15 protein-coding genes and 1 tRNA gene are annotated in these 16,558 nt (G+C 38.4%); all 16 read right to left on the bottom strand.

The window, feature by feature from the left end; translation table 11 throughout:
* Positions 1-112: 112 nt before the first annotated feature.
* The 16 genes from IAE53_RS00730 to sufB all read right to left on the bottom strand — a co-directional run bounded on the left by IAE53_RS00730 (position 113) and on the right by sufB (position 16,551).
* Positions 113-1,486: an FAD-binding oxidoreductase gene (locus IAE53_RS00730; RefSeq protein WP_148423151.1), complete on the bottom strand. Its 1,374-nt coding sequence runs from the start codon at positions 1,484-1,486 to the stop codon at positions 113-115.
* Positions 1,483-2,691 (bottom strand): MFS transporter, encoded by a 1,209-nt coding sequence (locus IAE53_RS00725; RefSeq protein WP_200135783.1) that lies wholly within the window; start codon positions 2,689-2,691, stop codon positions 1,483-1,485. The genes IAE53_RS00730 and IAE53_RS00725 overlap by 4 nt, the downstream gene beginning before the upstream one ends.
* Positions 2,692-2,813: 122 nt before the next feature.
* The gene (locus IAE53_RS00720) at positions 2,814-3,737 is read right to left on the bottom strand and encodes an AraC family transcriptional regulator (RefSeq protein ID WP_167497502.1); all 924 of its coding nucleotides are present in this window, start codon (positions 3,735-3,737) and stop codon (positions 2,814-2,816) included.
* 86 nt (positions 3,738-3,823) lie between these two features.
* The gene (locus IAE53_RS00715; protein ID WP_148423154.1) at positions 3,824-5,224 is read right to left on the bottom strand and encodes an amino acid permease; all 1,401 of its coding nucleotides are present in this window, start codon (positions 5,222-5,224) and stop codon (positions 3,824-3,826) included.
* Between the two features lie 381 nt (positions 5,225-5,605).
* Positions 5,606-5,679, bottom strand: a tRNA-Lys gene (locus IAE53_RS00710).
* Positions 5,680-5,865: 186 nt separating this feature from the next.
* Complete coding sequence (locus IAE53_RS00705) at positions 5,866-6,897, bottom strand: HoxN/HupN/NixA family nickel/cobalt transporter (RefSeq protein ID WP_148423155.1); 1,032 nt, start codon at positions 6,895-6,897, stop codon at positions 5,866-5,868.
* A gap of 436 nt (positions 6,898-7,333) precedes the next feature.
* Positions 7,334-8,323, bottom strand: a complete 990-nt coding sequence (locus IAE53_RS00700) for a DUF4097 family beta strand repeat-containing protein (protein WP_148423156.1) — start codon at positions 8,321-8,323, stop codon at positions 7,334-7,336.
* 1 nt (position 8,324) lies between these two features.
* Positions 8,325-8,930, bottom strand: coding sequence for a DUF1700 domain-containing protein (locus tag IAE53_RS00695; RefSeq protein WP_200135782.1), 606 nt, complete (start codon positions 8,928-8,930; stop codon positions 8,325-8,327).
* Between the two features lie 4 nt (positions 8,931-8,934).
* Positions 8,935-9,243, bottom strand: coding sequence for a PadR family transcriptional regulator (locus IAE53_RS00690; RefSeq protein ID WP_004915488.1), 309 nt, complete (start codon positions 9,241-9,243; stop codon positions 8,935-8,937).
* A gap of 202 nt (positions 9,244-9,445) precedes the next feature.
* Positions 9,446-10,231, bottom strand: a complete 786-nt coding sequence (locus IAE53_RS00685; RefSeq protein ID WP_200135781.1) for an L-threonylcarbamoyladenylate synthase — start codon at positions 10,229-10,231, stop codon at positions 9,446-9,448.
* A 63-nt stretch (positions 10,232-10,294) separates the two neighbouring features.
* The gene (leuD, locus tag IAE53_RS00680; RefSeq protein ID WP_200135780.1) at positions 10,295-10,879 is read right to left on the bottom strand and encodes a 3-isopropylmalate dehydratase small subunit; all 585 of its coding nucleotides are present in this window, start codon (positions 10,877-10,879) and stop codon (positions 10,295-10,297) included.
* Between the two features lie 9 nt (positions 10,880-10,888).
* Positions 10,889-12,265, bottom strand: a complete 1,377-nt coding sequence (gene leuC, locus IAE53_RS00675; protein WP_200135779.1) for a 3-isopropylmalate dehydratase large subunit — start codon at positions 12,263-12,265, stop codon at positions 10,889-10,891.
* Positions 12,262-13,335 (bottom strand): 3-isopropylmalate dehydrogenase, encoded by a 1,074-nt coding sequence (gene leuB / locus IAE53_RS00670; protein WP_148423161.1) that lies wholly within the window; start codon positions 13,333-13,335, stop codon positions 12,262-12,264. The genes leuC and leuB overlap by 4 nt, the downstream gene beginning before the upstream one ends.
* A gap of 1 nt (position 13,336) precedes the next feature.
* The gene (locus IAE53_RS00665) at positions 13,337-14,509 is read right to left on the bottom strand and encodes a 2-isopropylmalate synthase (RefSeq protein ID WP_148423162.1); all 1,173 of its coding nucleotides are present in this window, start codon (positions 14,507-14,509) and stop codon (positions 13,337-13,339) included.
* A 302-nt stretch (positions 14,510-14,811) separates the two neighbouring features.
* Positions 14,812-15,117: a metal-sulfur cluster assembly factor gene (locus IAE53_RS00660; RefSeq protein ID WP_004915505.1), complete on the bottom strand. Its 306-nt coding sequence runs from the start codon at positions 15,115-15,117 to the stop codon at positions 14,812-14,814.
* 3 nt (positions 15,118-15,120) lie between these two features.
* Positions 15,121-16,551 (bottom strand): Fe-S cluster assembly protein SufB, encoded by a 1,431-nt coding sequence (gene sufB / locus IAE53_RS00655; protein ID WP_148423163.1) that lies wholly within the window; start codon positions 16,549-16,551, stop codon positions 15,121-15,123.
* Between the last annotated feature and the right edge of the window lie 7 nt (positions 16,552-16,558).

The following is a 16,558-nucleotide window of genomic DNA, read 5'->3' as shown; positions in this document are numbered from 1 at the left end:
TGAGAGCTTTTAACGTTTGTCCCAACAAATGGGAGCCCTAATTTATAATACAGAGTTAGTCCTCATTTGTCAAATTGAATTATCTTAAACACCCATTCAATGTCCCTGTCCATCAAATTCGTCTGGATTGATTGAAAATTTGATTTGGATCATATTGCTTTGCAATTTGATGAAGACGACGCCCGGTTTCACTTGGCCAAACACGCTTCGTTTCAGCTTGGCTAATGTCACTAGAATAGGCGCCATAGACCCCTAGGTTTTCCAAATGTAGTGCTTTAAATTGCTGATTCAAGTCATCTGACATTGTTGGATCACACCAAACTGCAATAAAAAATTTAGCCTGTCGATGTGCCCACGCATTAAAATTAACAGCGCGCATATTTATAGCACCATCAATAGCACGAATTTCAAGACCCATTACACTATCCAAAGCGATTAATTTAGCTAATTTCAGCACAATTTCAGCATCTAATTGATCGACCAACACATTTTTGACATAAGCATCTTGATCCCCCTTGTTGTCCAAATGTGGCGCTTTGACTAAGTCAGCATAACTCATCTGTTGCCATTCATATTCGACAACTTGGTCAAGATTCTTGCTAGCACGCAATAATGTTTTCATTTCGTCTGTTGATTCACCAATCCAGACATTTGTTCCTGTCGCGACAAGCGAATTCCCTCCCTCCTGCTTAGTAATCATCAAGAGACTAGACAAATCATAGTCACATTTGGCAAGCCATTGCTGCCAATGACGCAAAAATAGCAATAAATCTTTCAAATCATAACTGATCTTTTGATACATAATTGGGACAGCTACACCTTGTGCTGTTTGAGGCACTTTGTCAGCCTGAAACACAAAATTAGTCACAACACCAATTTGAGAACTACCACCCCGTAATGCCCAAAACAAGTCAGGCTCATGTTCCTCAGAGACAACATGCCGATTTCCATCACTTGTTATAATGGTTGCCGAAATAATACGATCGATCGTCAGTCCTTGTTTCCTGACTAATAACCCGATACCACCAGCCGTTGCGAGACCGCCAACGCCAGTATCGCCAAAGTCACCACTTGATAAAATCAGCCCAGACTGACCAATTTTTGCAGCCACGTCTCCCCAAACTGCGCCGCATTGTGCCTCAAATATGCCTTTTTCAGCGTCCAAAACAGTCACACGATTCATCTGAGATAGATCTAGTATAACGCCATTTTGATTAATAGACTGCTTAGTAAGGCCATGCCCGCCGCTTTTAATTGAAAATGGTACGGCATCTTTTGAAAGACGTTGCAATTGTGCCACGTACATAATAACTTCACTCACGTGGGCTTCAGTTTTTGCAACAAATATTAACGCAGGATGACCAACTTGAAAATAATTAGATTGAAAACGGCTGTACTGGTCGTCATCAGAATCCAAACATATTGATTGCAGCTCTTCTGGAATTGGTGGCCAATCTTGCGTGCCATTTTGTTTAATATTTGTCATTCGGAACGTACCCCTCTTTCAGCTTGGTGTGCAGTAATTATCATAAACAACACGTATGTCAACACAGCAAATCCTGCAAAAAACAGAAATGGTAATTTAGTATTAATTTGATAGATAAATGATCCAAACAATGGGGATACAATTCCAGCAATTGCTTGTGTCATAGCAACAGCGCCGGCAACCGCACCTTGATGTTCTTGAGAAACTGTTAATGAAGCGCCTGCTGATAATGAACTCATACCTAACGCCGCACCAGCACCAATGAAAATATAACTGACAATCATTAACCAATAAGCATTTGCAGAAGCAATGAGTAATAACCCAATCACAATGAGCGGAATACCAATCAGCATCATTTGTCGCGCTGAAAAATTAAAGACTTTGATTTGAAGTATTTGAACAATCATCAACGTAACACCTAAAATAACAAACAAAAATGATGATGTTTTGGCACTATGGATGACGCTTTGCCCGATGTTGTCATGTAAATATAATGATGTGAGTAATTGTAAGCCGACAACCACAAACATCACTGAGCTACCAACCAACAACCAACTCAATAATTGCACCGAGAAAAATTTGTTTTTTTGCTTTTGGGTTGTTTCTTCATTTTTTGCATTGTCAATTGTGATTTGCTGTTTTGGCAAGATACCTGTCATAATCACTGCAAAAATTAAGAGCAAAACTATCGTTGTGTAAAAAGGTAAATACAAATTGCCTGAGGCCGAAATTAGACCACCAATGATAGGACCCAAAACCATAGCTAGACCGGTAGCAAATCCCAATGAAGACATATCTTTTGCGCGATCTTTTACTGATGAAATGTCTGCCATATAAGCATTAGCGGCCGTTGGCGTTGTAGTCATAAAAATACCTAACAAAAACCTAGTGCCCATTAACGCGTATATTAGCATCGAGCTGGCTGTCGCCGTTCCAATCGCCATGTGGAACAAGGCAACGTATAGAATGAAAAACGCCCCCATACCCAATAGACCAATAATCATAACGATACGTCTGCCAAATGAATCACTCAACTTTCCCAAAATTGGTGCAAAGAGCAGCATGGCGAAAGCACCTAACGAAATCATAATGCCAATTTGACCTGGCATTAAATGTGCTTTTGTTGAAATGGCTGAGAGCACTGGCATCGTAATGTAAATTCCTAAATACGACACAAGTGTTGCCACAAAGAGTTTCTTTTTCATGAATAGAACTTCCCTTCCTGTTGATTAACTATTCTGTTAACTAATCTAAAGAAGTTCTGCTGCTTTTACTATCCTTTTTTGACAAAAGTAGCCCTTTTGAGTATTTTATAAAAATTAACGGCTTAATTGATGTTGTAGAGTTGTCGATACTGTTTTGGTGTCATCTGTGTTTTCTTTTTGAAAATGGCCGAGAATTTACTGACATTACCGTAACCAACTCCAGTTGCAATTGATAGTATCTTGGCGTTGCTATTTTTGAGTTGATCGCATGCTTTATCAAATCGCTTCTCAGAAACAAACTGGTGAATTGTCTGTTGATAAGTTGATTTGAATAATTTCTGTAATCTCGTCTGACTAATATGAAATTGATTGGATAGTTGCACAATCGCTATTCTTTTGTCTAAATTTTGTAGCAGAAAATCATGTATCGCATTAATTTTTTTAATATCTTTAGTGGCAAAGTATTGTTGTGGGAAGGTACTTTGATATGTTGCGAGATATAGCAACAGTTCAGCAACTTTTAATCTTAAAAATTGGCGTTGATTATGGGTTTCAACTTCCGCAATATCTTTAAAGAGACGATCAATAAATTCAGTTTTCATCAATCGAAAATTTTGATTTGTTAATTGATTTTGAAAAATTTGTTGGCAAATATCAGGATTGCCAACTAAACTAAATAATTCTTCGTCAATTTTTTCTGGATTAACTAAAAAAGTGACACCATGATAATGTCCATCAATAATATTGTAGTTTCTTTGCTCATCTGCTTCTTGAGAAATTTTTAAAAATCCGGGTTCTAAAAAAACTGCTTCCTTATGATTGTTAACAGCATGAACATTGCCAGCATAAGCAAAGTCAAGGCGCAATATTTTATTTGGAAAATTAATATTGGCACGATAATGTGCAATATCATAATCATGTAAAATAAAATCAACACCTGGCAATAATTTAATTGCTTGCGGATTAATTGTGGCTGACTGATCAAACAAGAATCGTTTGTAATGGTCCAAATTATTCGACATTTCATGCCATTTTGTTTCTAACATTACGTCTCTTCCCCACCTTTGCGACATTTATTTAGTAATATTATCATAATAACAACGATCAATTAAAGCAAATAAAAAACAGCAACTTAATGGTTGCTGTTTGAACCTTGCTGCATTTTCTTAGCATGCCAAGCACGTGTTGCAAAGAAAACAATTGTCATGATGACTAGAAAAGCCAACCCAACAAGCAATGGTGCTCGTGTATCGGGGTTAATCATCATAAATACCAACGTCACCAATAACATCAAAATCGCAAAATAGTTGGTGTATGGTGCAAAAGGCATTTTAAAAGGATGATCTGCCATTAATGCCGCATTAGCTTTTCGGAATTTGATTTGGCTCACTAAAATGACAAACCAAGGCACCATACCAGGCAGCGTACTGGCTGAATAAACCAGTACAAAAATGCTAGAACTACCATGCCAAAACATTGGCAAAACTGCGTTTAGAATGATGCCTAACAAGATACCACCAGAAATCGCTAACACAGGCAGCGTTGGCACACGGTGCTTAGATAATTTCAAAAACTTAGGTGATAATTCTTTTCCCAAAGCCAACGTGTACAGCATGCGACTTGATGAAAAAATTCCCGAATTCAACGCAGACATCGCAGCCGTCATCATGACAAAATTGATGATCCCCGCAGCAGCTGTAATACCTACTCGTGAGAAAGTCTCCACAAATGGTGATCCCACTTGATCTAATTTATCCCAAGGATAGATCGTAATGATAACAAAAATAGCACCAATATAAAATATTAAAATACGCGCAACAATTGATTTAATAGACTTAACAATAGCAACTTGAGGATTGGCGGCTTCACCTGCTGTAATACCAATAATCTCAATTGCTTGATATGATGTAATGACAATTGATAATGCAAAGAAAAATCCTTTTATCCCACCAGCAAAAAATGGTCCGTGCGCCCACAAATTTGAAAAGCCTAACGGTTGCCAATGATTACCAAATCCTAGTAAAATCACGAGCAATCCTAGAATGATCATGAAAATGATAGTGACAACCTTGATTAACGAAAACCACGTTTCCATTTCTCCATAAGCTTTCACCGTCACTAAGTTAGCTGCTGTCAACATCGCTAATACGACAACGCCCGTCACCCAATCGGGAATGTGTGGGAACCAAAAGTCTAAGTAAATGCCCACAGCAATTGTTTCACTAACACCAACTGTCAGCCATTGAAATACATTTGCCCACACCGTGAGATATCCAGCTACGGGATGAATATATTTTGTAGCGTAATTTGCAAAAGATCCAACTGATGGATCAACATATAACATTTCTCCCAAAGCACGCATCACCAAATACAACACTAAACCAGCCAATGCGTATGCCAACAGGACAGAAACACCGGTCCATTTAATAGTTGCTGAAGATCCCATGAAAAGGCCGACACCTATCGTGCCACCTAGTGCAATCATCTGCATTTGACGTGATGATAAATCTCGATTCAATTCTTTTCCTGCCATAACTCGTCCATCCTCTTTTTTAAACAAATAAAAGCGCCCTCGAATAAAAATTCAAGGGCGCTTTTCGCGCGGTACCACCTTAGTCATATCAGCCGTCATCAAAAATAGCCAATTCATTTCACTCTCATTGGAATAACGACCAATGACACCGGTCATACTTTCACTTGCACTACTCGTATGTCACTTCGGAGGTAGTTATTCACCATCATTGCTTTGCCACTCTCACCTAGTATGGCATCTCTTAAACAACAATAATAGTTACTTGTCCTCTTCAACGTTTTCATCAATAATACACTAATTTGCTATTTTAAGCAAATAAAAAACAGAATTCCTAAGAATTCTGTTTTTTGTGGATCACCCAAGGTCGCCTGATTAACTCAGTGCTCCCGCTCGGATTCGAACCGAGGACCTTGGGATTAAAAATCCCCTACTCTAACCAACTGAGTTACAGGAGCATTTCTTATGCCTTAGCACATTTATATATATTACAGACTTTTCTAAAAAAAAGCAACCCCTTTTTTCAACTAAATTGTATTCCTTTTACAAAGCTGACACAGGTTGCTTATGCTTGCAAATTTCAGTAGCTATAAATGTCATAATACCACCTATTTTCAACGTTCAATGAACATATCAGATAAATGCTATATGACTTGTTCTTCATCCTTTTCAGCCAAATGAAAGACGTGCCAAATAGTAATGGCAATAATCCAAGCAACAACAAACAAACCGACCAAGATAATACCCATTTGATTAAAATCCAGCGCGTTTGCCCATCTCGTTAAACCATTTTGCCAGCTAAACATGACGGAAAATGATTGAATAAAGTCCACAAACCCAATGAATCCAGCAGCTAAAATAGAAATACCTGTAATCGTCAAATTATAATAGACTTTCCGATACGGTGATGAAAATACCCAATGATATGTTGTACTCATAAAGAAGCCATCAACAGTATCCATCAAACACATCCCCGCAGTAAACAGCAACGGAAAAGCCATGGTCGAATACCATGGTATTCCCTCATTAGCAGCGGTAGCAGACGTGGCCAAAACCGCAATTTGTGTCGCAGTATCAAAGCCTAAACCAAACAAAAAACCAACGATTGCCACTTGCCAATTATGCTTGATCATGCCCAATAACTTCAAAAACAAACGATATATTTTAGAGGTGTTAACTTGTTCCTGCTTATCATCCACACCATTGCGATGATGCATTGCCGTAAATTTCACCCAAATATCACGCAAAATAAAACTATTGACAATAGCTAACATTATCAACATAGCAGCTGCAATCGAAGTCCCTAAGGCGCCACCGATATGTTCAAATACCGGCATGGCATGTTTGGCCCACTCGACAAATAGAACTGTTGCCATTGCCATCAATACCACAACCATTGAATGACCAAATGAAAAACTGAAGCCGACACCGCGTGTATTTTTACCATCATTTAGCATTTTACGCGTCATGTTATCAATGGCAGCAATATGATCGACATCAAATGCATGCCTTAGTCCCATGGTAAATGATAAATAAGCCATTGCTATCATTTCAGGATACTGCGCAGCACTGGTCATTAATAACATTATTCCTGAAATTAAAAAAAGGACGATTATTGCACCATAGCGCATTGCATCTGACTGTAACGTTGTTTGTTTTTGTGTGCTTAACATCATGTTTTTTCTTCTCCTTGCACTGTAAAAATAAGATTATCATAGGATATATTCTCTGGTAAACATAGCGAACAAATGGTGTCCTTAGTAGACACAATATGTCCTTTTAATATGCTACTTTTACGAGAAGGTGATCGATAATCGCTGACTACATTTGTTGCTTTGAGTGCATCAACACAAAAACACCCCAACCATATTAAAGTTGGGGTGTTTTTAATGTTGTCCCAACTATCTACCAAACGATTTTTGTTTAGTAGATAGTCACTCAAAGAACCTACTAGACCTCAATTGAGAAGTAGGTAGAGGAGAGAATGATTGACTTGCTTCATTGTTTTATGCATAATTTTACCTCTTTTTTTGTTATTTATTTAACAATACAATTAAAAGTATATTATTAAATTTTCATTTTGTCAAACGTTTAATAAATTAATATTGTTTATCATTGCTTGATTCTTATATCCCCATCATTTGTTGATATGATATATTTGCCAGTTGTCCCTTTATAAGCATAGGTTGACTGATCATCCTCATGCTGATTAAAAGCCGAGATGTCGCCATCCTGCGTTTTAGCAACCACACTACTTTTTCCAATAGCAACTGCAACATCACCATCTTGTGCCGTGATGTTTAGTTCACCTGAAAGCTCATTACTTAACAAATTAATATCACCATCTGACACATTTATTTCACCAACATTCATGTGGTTTTGATGTATGTTTAGATCACTATCTTGAAGTTGAATCGTCGTTCTATCGCTAATGTGCGTATTTTTTATAGTTACATCCCCATCATTACTTTTAATCGTGGCTGTGGATGTAGTAATGTTGTTTAAATCAGTGTCCTCAGTATCATCGAGTTTTAAGTCATGATTGACTGTCATGTCTTTTAACTTTGTATCTGCAACATGTTGTAACGTTATTTTATCTGCTTGAATACCTGATAGACTAACATCGCTGCTATTCTGACCATTAATTTGAAGATTAGACAAATTTTGTGATTGCGGTACTGTAATCACAATTTCTTCTTGGTATCTCTGGCTATGGCGCCGCCAAGTGAATCCAGTAATATTAAATTCAATATTAACCTCGCCTCGAGAAACACTGCTAGTCTGTTTATCAGTAATTGTTAAATGACTTTGTTGATAGTTCATTTCAGGTAACTTGTGATAAGTGAATACCTTAACAGTGGCTTGCTTAACATCACCCGTGACAACGCGTACAGGTAAAGCTGTTGAAATATTAATGCTTTTTACATTGTCAAAAATATATGATTTTTGCGATATTTTGCTTTTTTTTGTTTTTTGATCCATAACTTTGAAGCCACGATCCCAAGTAATAGCACTAGAACCCCCACCAAAGCAAATGCCAATTAGTGCCATTACAACACCAATAACAACCAATGTTAATCCAATCTTAACGCCACGTTTCATGTTACATATCCTCCTGATGTACGTGATTTTTATCAATGAAACGACGATAAATTAACTTGCTAAGCTTCGCCGTTTTATTAATTAGCCACCTCAAAAGTGCAACACTAGCTGGTATTCCTGCCACCATAATTCCCAATATCGTCAACCCACAGCCAATATAATAGAGGCCCGTCCAAGTTGACTGCAGCAATACACCAACGCCACTAATAACTGCCAACATACCTGTCAAACCAAGCACAATTATAATCGCAATCAAAGCCGCGACAAGCGCAAAACAAACTGCAACTAGCGTGACCAAAATAATAAACACAGGTAACGCTAACGGTGACGCCAACAGTGCCAAGGCAATCCACCAAATTAGCTTAATATTTGACCGTGAATTTTTATTATTGGTATCATCTGCTGATTTTTCATCAGCCTTAATTGAATAATCAGCTAAAATTTTTCGTGAGAGTTGTTTTGGTGTACCTAATTCACCTACACATGCTTCATATGTGATTAAATCTGCATCCATCAAATACTCACGATAGAAATTCAACGCTTCCTCTTTATCTGAATGCTGCAACCGGTTTAGTAGCTGGTCTAATTCAGTCAAATAATTCTCCATCTGCTTATTTCTCCTTCAATAATGTGTTGACATTGGCTTGAAATATTAACCAATCTTGTCGAATACTAACCAGTTTGTCACGACCCTGCGCTGTAATTTGATAGTAGCGTCGATTTCTACCTTGATAAGGTTGATCATAAGTAGTCACATATTGATTATTTTTTAATCGTCGCAACACCGGATATAGCGTTGATTCTGAAACAGAAATGGTGCCTTGTACTCTCTGTGTTAACGCATAACCGTAATAATCTTCTTTATCTAATATTGCTAACACGCAACCATCTAATAATTCTGAACTCATTTGAATTGCCATACTTATTTTCTCCAATACTATACGACATATAATATATGTTCAAAAATATTATATGTATTTTTAATTGTTATGTCAACAAAAAATATCTCAACAAATGTCATCGTTGAGATATTTTTGTTGCCTAATCATCGTTTAATAACCCGCAATCAATAAGAAAGAAGTCATAGTGGTAATTTGGCTTTTAACTGTTTTATGCAATTTTTTAATAATAAAATCCGTGACGATAATCCCATGACGAGAAAATATCACTCATAATTTTCATGATTTTGTCGACATCTAATCCTTTACGAATAACGATTGCTGCTGGTTGAACACCAACAGCGCCATTTTGTTCTGGGATAAGCTTACCTGCTTCGTCAACCATTGATACCATCACACCTTGTTCATAACGTGTATCCAGCGTCTTATCAGGTTGAATTGATGCCACATAATCATCGGCCTCAATAATTAGGTCAGCAGCATTTTCAATTTGATCACCAATACCAGCTACCAAACCACGGTTTCCCTTACCAGAAGGATTAGCTGAACTTGCAAATGAGAACTTGCCATACTTTTCCCACATTTCTTTGGCAATATTTTCACTTGGTGTGCCAAACTTGATAACAAAACAACTCGTTTCACGTTGATCCATCATCAAATCTTTTGTCCCGTCATTTGGTATCTTGCTCTTTGCTTCTTTTTGCCATGGCAAGATGCAACCCAACAAAATGTCCTCATCCCAATGTTGTTGATACATTTGTTCAATTTCTGGTGCCATTTGTGCTAGTTCTTTCACTTGTTCTACTGAACCGCATAATACGACACCAGGCTTGTTACGCTTACGATTTTTGGCAGCAAACTTTCTTTCTAATCCTTTATCGTCTGAAGTCATGATAATGTAACCCACTTTTGTTGGGCTAACAATCATTCCCCCATCTTCTTTCAAGATGTTGATTGCTTCGCCTTGGATACCACCGTTCCAATGAATCTTTGTTGTTGCTTCTGTCATGATAAAATACCATCCTTTTTAATATATTGCTTTTTGTTTCTGATTTATAAATGATTTGCTCGTTTATCCGAAATTTGGTCGTTGCTTTTCAAACGCTGAAATCAATTTTTCATATTTCATCGTGTTATCAATATCGTCTTCACCATTGATAAACTTTTCTTTCCATTGTGAGTTGATGTCAAAGTGGAAAATATTATTTTTATAAGTCACAGTTTGTTCGGGTAAATCAATTTGAATATTTTCATCTGCTTGAATGCCTCGCAATATTTTCCGATTTTCTTCAGGCAAAACAATTGGTAGCAAGCCATTCTTGGTTGAATTCATGTAAAAAATGTCTGAAAATCCGCCGCCAATTACTGCTCTAAATCCATAATCCGTTAACGCCCATACCGCATGTTCTCGTGATGAGCCTGATCCAAAATCATTGCCTGTAATCAAAATTGAAGCACCCTTATGTTCTGGTTTGTTTAGCTCAAATGCCTCATTTGATGAGCCGTCGGTATTGTAACGCCAATCATAAAATAAATCTTTTCCAAATCCAGTTTTCAAAATGTTTTTCAAAAATTGTTTAGGCAAGATAATATCAGTATTAATGTTGTCATTTGGAATCACAACCGCTCTGCCTGTCTCGCTTACAAATGCTTCCATGTTATCCCCCTATACAAATTCATCTGTCGTAATATCAACAAAGTGACCAGCGATTCCTGCCGCAGCAACCATAGCTGGAGAAGCCAAATGCGTTCTTGATCCTGCACCTTGGCGTCCAATAAAGTTTCTATTTGATGTTGACGCAACATGTTTGCCAGCCGGTATTTTGTCAGGATTCATTGCCAAACATGCCGAACATCCTGGCTCACGCCATTCACAACCAGCATCTTTAAATATTTTAGCAATGCCTGTTTTAATTGCACGGTTTCTAATGGCACGACTACCTGGCACGATCCACGCAGTGACGTTGGGCGCTAAATGATGCCCTTTCATCATATTTGCAGCAATTTCAAGATCTTCGTAACGGCTGTTCGTGCATGAGCCAATGAAAATGTAATCCAAATTAATATCAACTGGCTTCATATTGGGGTGTAAACCAATATATTCATAGGCATTAGCATCATTTTCATCTTTAATTTCTGGCAAATACTGATCAACAGCTGTTGCCATGCCTGGATTTGTTCCCCATGTCACCATCGGTTTCAAATTTGATACATCAAAAGTCAGTATCTTATCAAAATCACTTTCATCATCTGTATAAAATTGTGACCAATAGTTTTTAGCAGATTCAAAATCTTTTGGTGCTTGTTCACGGCCTTCAATATAGTCAAATGTCGTTTGATCTGGCTGTACCATACCAGTTCTTGAACCAGCTTCAATTGACATGTTACACATCGTCATACGTGCTTCCATTGAAAGATTTTCAACAGTTTCTCCGTAAAATTCAATCGCATAGCCGACACCAATTGACACCCCATATTTAGCAATGATACCCATGATAATATCTTTGGCGTACGTATTTTTAGGCAGCTTCCCAGTAACCTTAATCCCCATGGTTTTTGGTTTCACCTGCCAAATCGTTTGAGTCGCTAGCACGTGCTCAACTTCGGAAGTACCAATACCAAAGGCGATTGCGCCAAACGCACCGTGAGTTGCTGTATGGGAATCACCACATACGATTACTTTTGCAGGCTGTGTTAGACCGCGTTCGGGTCCCACAATATGCACAATGCCTTGCTTGTCATCACCAATTGATGCTAAGGGGATGTTAAATTCCTTCGTGTTTTTGACCAATGTATCCATCTGTAATCGAGACATTTGATCTTGCACATTAAATATATCTTTCGTTGGTACATTATGATCCATGGTTGCAAAAGTTAGATCTGGTCGTCTCACCCGGCGATTTGTACTTCTCAATCCATCAAAAGGTTGAGGCGAGGTCACCTCATGTACCAAATGCAAATTCACATAAATCAGTTGAGCCTCACCAACTTCCCCAGTAATGACGTGTTTTTCCCAAATTTTATCAAATAGTGTTTTGCTCATTTTATATCCGCCGATTCATATTTTTTGATGTAATCAATCATTTTTTGTGTGACTTCATCGGTCGTCATTGTGCCACCCATGTCTGGCGTCACATAGTGATTTTCAATAATGTAATCTACTGCTGCAGTAATTTTGTCTGCAATCTTTTTTTCATCAAAGCTTTCCGTCAACATCATAGCTACCGTATTCACCATAGAAATGGGGTTGGCTATGCCTTGACCAGCAATATCAGGTGCTGAACCGTGAATTGGTTCATACAAATTAGGACCGCTTTCACCAACTGACATAGAAGCTATTTGTCCAATGGAACCTGTAATTTGTGCTGCTTCATCACTTAAAATGTCCCCAAACAAATTAGGTATAATCACAACATCAAATGTTGCTGGTTTTGACATAATAGCCATTGTCATCGCGTCAACATAGTAATAGTCGATTATCACATCCGGATAACTTTTGCCAACTTCATTCGCAATCTTTCGCCAAAACTTTGATGTAGCCAACACATTAGATTTATCGACAATCGTGACATGCTTGCGCCGCTTTTGCGCCATTTTAAAACCTTGGTGCATAATCCGAGTCACTTCTTCTTCGCTGTAATACATCGTATCAATGGCTTGATACGCTTCCAGCTTGCGTGGCTTTCCAAAGTAAGCACCAGAGGTCAGTTCACGAACGATAACAAAGTCCGTATTTTCAACATACTCTGGCTTCAATGGTGAACGGTCAATTTGCGCTTGAGTGACTTTTGTTGGCCGAATATTAGCAAATAAGTTAAGTTTTGATCTAATTTCTAATAGACCTTGTTCTGGACGTCGTGGCGCGTTATCCCATTTTGGCCCACCAATTGCACTAAGCAACACCGCATCAGCTTGTTTTGAAACATCAATCGTTGCCTGTGGTAAAGGGTCACCGGCGCGATCAATACCATCACCGCCAAATGGTGCATCTATCAGTTCATAAGCAAATGTTGTGCCCCTTGTCGCTGCGTCTAATATTGCCAAACCTGCTGACATGATTTCTGGACCAATATAATCGCCTTTTAAAACTACTATTTTTTTAACGGATGTCATATTATTGATAACTCACCATTTCTTTTTCTTCAACAACTTGCATAATAACCTTTAATTGATCATCTGTAATCAAATCGGACTCTTCGGCAACTGATTTAAAGATTGGGAAGATTGCTTTCATATCATCACGCGTCACTTCATAGCCTAAGCTATTTAGTTTTGACATTACCGCATGCGACCCCGACAATTTACCTAAAGGTAAGGATGCCGTAGCACCAACCATTTCTGGCTTCAAAATTTCATACGTTTCTGGATTTTTTAAGTAGCCATCTTGATGAATACCAGATTCATGAGCAAAGGCATTGCGTCCCATAATTGGTTTATTACCCGCAACTGGCATGCGGGTTGCGCGTGCGACAACGTCAGAAATGACTTTGGACTGAGCTAAGACAATATCTGTTTCAACATTAAACTTTTCATGACGCACTTGAATCGCTGCGGCGGCTTCAATCATGTCAACATTTCCAGCGCGTTCACCAATACCATTAATTGTGCCCTGAATTTCCGTCGCTCCATGCGCAATGCCTGCCAAAGCATTAGCTGTTGCCATACCCAAATCATTATGCGTATGAGTTGACCAACCAACTGTGTCAAAACCAATAATATTTTGACGTAAGTTTTCAAAAACTTCGCCATATTCCTCTGGTGTATCATAACCAACAGTATCAGGTATGTTAATCATCGTCGCTCCAGCGTCAATAGCTGTCTGCACGCTTGCTACCAAAAAATCAGGTTCAGTTCGTGTCGCATCTTCAGGTGAGAATACAATATCTTGCATATACTGCTTAGTGAAAGTAACGTCCGCCTTGATTTTTTCCAAAATCTCCTCTTTGGTCATGTGTAACTTGAACTCACGATGAATTGGTGAAGTTGCAATAAACACGTGAATCATTGGATGCTTTGCATCCTTAGTTGCCTCAATAACCGCATTAATGTCATTTCTGACCATTCGTGCCAAACCGACAACTTTTGCATTATCCACAACTTCTGCAATTTTTTTAACTTCCTCAAAATCTTTCTGAGAAGCCGCAGGAAATCCCGCTTCAATGGCGGCAACGCCATAATTATCCAGTCCTTTTGCTATTTCAATCTTTTCGTCAATTGAAAAGTTAACCCCAATTGTTTGTTCACCATCACGCATTGTTGTGTCATAAAAAGTTACTTTGCTTGCCATAATTTTCTCCTTAAATTAAAATCCCGGATTAGTCAATATGACTAGTCCGGGATTATGCACTCACATCCTTATATTCACTAGCCATTAGATAAATACCTAACAACTAGCTCAAAAGCTCAACTTGTTAGGGTAGTCTAAGCAAGTTGAGGAGAAGGGCTGCGTTTGTTTTATTAATTTGTACTGTGGCCTGATTTCTCATGTGAAACACTTCCTTTTAATTTAATAATCCAATCATAGCGGGTATGTCATTTATCGTCAATTTTCAGGTGTGTTTTATTCCAAATTTATATAATTTTGCCACGCTATAATCCTAACGCCATTTTAGCGTATCGTGACATTCTATTGATTTCCCAAGCCGGTTGCCAAGTGAGTTCAACTTTAGTGGTCTTAACTTCAGGCAAAATTTTTAATGCGTCATCAATCATTTCTTCCAACACACCAATCAGCGGGCACCCCATTGTTGTCAATGTCATATTAACAGTGACGTCACCGCTTGCGCTGATAGCAACACCGTTAATTAGTCCCAAATTAACGATATCAACTCGCAGTTCTGGGTCAATGACCGTTGTCAAAGCATCCATAATACTTGCCTCAATTTTTTGATTCATAGCTTATCCTACCGATCCCACCATTTCAAATTTCATTAATCGATTTAACTCAACCGCATATTCCATTGGCAGCTCTTTTGTGAATGGCTCAATAAAGCCCATAATAATCATCTCTGTGGCTTTTTCAGCAGAAATACCACGTGTCATGAGATAATACAATTGCTCTTCGGAAACACGTGAAACTTTTGCCTCATGTTCCATCGACACATTGCCATTCAAAATTGTATTATATGGAATCGTATCGGCTGACGATTTATCATCAACTAAAATTGTGTCACACTCGACGTGAGCAAATGACCCATCAGACTCGCGACCAAATTTCACTGTACCGCGATAATCTGTGGCACCACCATCATGTGCAATTGATTTTGAAATGATAGACGACGACGTATTTTTGGCATTATGAATCATTTGCGCGCCAGAATCTAAATTGACGCCTTCGCCAGCAACGGCAATTGATAACATGGTGCCTTTTGCACCCTCGCCCTCCAAATACACTGACGGATATTTCATCGTCGTTTTTGAACCAAAATTACCATCAACCCATTCCATTGTGGCATTTTCATGTGCTGCTGCACGTTTTGTTTCCAATGAATAGACATTATTTGACCAGTTTTGAATCGTCGTGTAGCGGCAATAGCCATCTTTTTTAACAATCACTTCTACCACAGCAGCATGCAGCGCATCCCCTGAATACATTGGTGCTGAACACCCTTCAACATAATCAACATGTGCCCCTTCGTCAACAACAATCAATGTCCGTTCAAACTGACCCTCATTTTCAGTATTAATTCGAAAATAAGACTGAATCGGTGTCGTAACATGAACCCCTTTAGGCACATAAATAAACGTTCCACCAGACCAAACTGCCGAATTTAAGGCCGCTAATTTATTGTTGGTTGGTTTGACAAGTGACCCAAAGTATTCTTGAATAAGCTCGGGATATTCTTGGACCGCAGTATCTGTGTCGGTAAAAATAATCCCTGTCTTAGCAAATTCTTCTTTCATGCGATGGTAAACAACTTCGGACTCATATTGTGCAGAAGAGCCGGCTAGCCACTTCCGTTCAGCTTCTGGAACACCCAAGCGTTCAAAGGTGGCTTTCAATTCCGCTGGCACGTCATCCCAGTCACGATATTTGTCATTGGTTGGCTTGTTATAGTAATAAATATCATCAAAATTGATTTCGCTTAGGTCCGGTCCCCATTGCTGCATTGGCATTTTGAGATATGTTTGATATGCCTGCAATCGGTAATCTAGCATCCACTGCGGCTCATTTTTTTTAGCTGAGATTTGACGGATAATATTTTCATTTAGTCCTTTACCCGTTGAAAAAACTGCTTGATAATCGTCTTGAAAACCTAATTCAGTCGCCTTATCATTTGAAATAACTGTCTTTGTTTGATCAATAGCTGCTTGTCTGTCTATTTCCATGCTTGCA

Source organism: Leuconostoc sp. S50, from assembly GCF_016624925.1.
Taxonomy (GTDB): domain Bacteria; phylum Bacillota; class Bacilli; order Lactobacillales; family Lactobacillaceae; genus Leuconostoc; species Leuconostoc pseudomesenteroides.
This window is presented reverse-complemented; position numbering and strand designations above follow the sequence as displayed.

What these genes read in the sequence shown, in the direction of transcription:
- IAE53_RS00730 (WP_148423151.1), bottom strand. Translation starts at nt 1,486, where the DNA reads ATGACAAATATTAAACAAAATGGCACGCAAGATTGGCCACCAATTCCA.
- IAE53_RS00725 (WP_200135783.1), bottom strand. Translation starts at nt 2,691, where the DNA reads ATGAAAAAGAAACTCTTTGTGGCAACACTTGTGTCGTATTTAGGAATT.
- IAE53_RS00720 (WP_167497502.1), bottom strand. Translation starts at nt 3,737, where the DNA reads ATGTTAGAAACAAAATGGCATGAAATGTCGAATAATTTGGACCATTAC.
- IAE53_RS00715 (WP_148423154.1), bottom strand. Translation starts at nt 5,224, where the DNA reads ATGGCAGGAAAAGAATTGAATCGAGATTTATCATCACGTCAAATGCAG.
- IAE53_RS00705 (WP_148423155.1), bottom strand. Translation starts at nt 6,897, where the DNA reads ATGATGTTAAGCACACAAAAACAAACAACGTTACAGTCAGATGCAATG.
- IAE53_RS00700 (WP_148423156.1), bottom strand. Translation starts at nt 8,323, where the DNA reads ATGAAACGTGGCGTTAAGATTGGATTAACATTGGTTGTTATTGGTGTT.
- IAE53_RS00695 (WP_200135782.1), bottom strand. Translation starts at nt 8,930, where the DNA reads ATGGAGAATTATTTGACTGAATTAGACCAGCTACTAAACCGGTTGCAG.
- IAE53_RS00690 (WP_004915488.1), bottom strand. Translation starts at nt 9,243, where the DNA reads ATGGCAATTCAAATGAGTTCAGAATTATTAGATGGTTGCGTGTTAGCA.
- IAE53_RS00685 (WP_200135781.1), bottom strand. Translation starts at nt 10,231, where the DNA reads ATGACAGAAGCAACAACAAAGATTCATTGGAACGGTGGTATCCAAGGC.
- leuD (WP_200135780.1), bottom strand. Translation starts at nt 10,879, where the DNA reads ATGGAAGCATTTGTAAGCGAGACAGGCAGAGCGGTTGTGATTCCAAAT.
- leuC (WP_200135779.1), bottom strand. Translation starts at nt 12,265, where the DNA reads ATGAGCAAAACACTATTTGATAAAATTTGGGAAAAACACGTCATTACT.
- leuB (WP_148423161.1), bottom strand. Translation starts at nt 13,335, where the DNA reads ATGACATCCGTTAAAAAAATAGTAGTTTTAAAAGGCGATTATATTGGT.
- IAE53_RS00665 (WP_148423162.1), bottom strand. Translation starts at nt 14,509, where the DNA reads ATGGCAAGCAAAGTAACTTTTTATGACACAACAATGCGTGATGGTGAA.
- IAE53_RS00660 (WP_004915505.1), bottom strand. Translation starts at nt 15,117, where the DNA reads ATGAATCAAAAAATTGAGGCAAGTATTATGGATGCTTTGACAACGGTC.
- sufB (WP_148423163.1), bottom strand. Translation starts at nt 16,551, where the DNA reads ATGGAAATAGACAGACAAGCAGCTATTGATCAAACAAAGACAGTTATT.